The 516-nt window shown below is 45.0% G+C and carries 1 protein-coding gene; it reads left to right on the top strand.

Annotated features, from left to right (window positions below):
* The coding region (locus tag D8872_RS10910) for a collagen-flanked surface repeat-containing protein (protein ID WP_446677444.1) at positions 1–516 on the top strand (516 nt) is incomplete at both ends.

Consider the following 516-nt stretch of genomic DNA (forward strand, 5'->3'; position numbering starts at 1 on the left):
AGTCGTAGACAACAACGACGGTACTCATACTGTTAAAGTTGGTCTTGATAAGAATGGCAATGGTCAGTTGGATCCAGACGAAGTAACATCTTCAACAATCGTCAAAGACGGTAAGGATGGCAAATCTCCACTAGCTAAGGTTGTTGACAACAACAACGGCACCCATACTGTTCAAGTCGGCCTCGATAAGAACAACAATGGTCAGCTTGATCCAGATGAAGTAACATCTTCAACTATCGTCAAAGATGGTAAGGATGGAAAAGCTGGGGCAACCGGAGCGACTGGTGCTACAGGCGCAACTGGCGCTAAAGGAGAAGATGGTAAGCCATCATTAGCCCAAGTTGTCGATAATAACAACGGCACGCACACTGTTAAAGTTGGCCTGGATAAGAACGGCAACCATACTGTTAAAGTTGGTCTTGATAAGAATGGCAATGGTCAGTTGGATCCAGACGAAGTAACATCTTCAACAATCGTCAAAGACGGTAAGGATGGCAAATCTCCACTAGCTAAGGT

Origin of the sequence: Streptococcus cristatus, from assembly GCF_003943815.1 — a bacterium.
GTDB classification, from domain to species: Bacteria; Bacillota; Bacilli; order Lactobacillales; family Streptococcaceae; genus Streptococcus; species Streptococcus cristatus_F.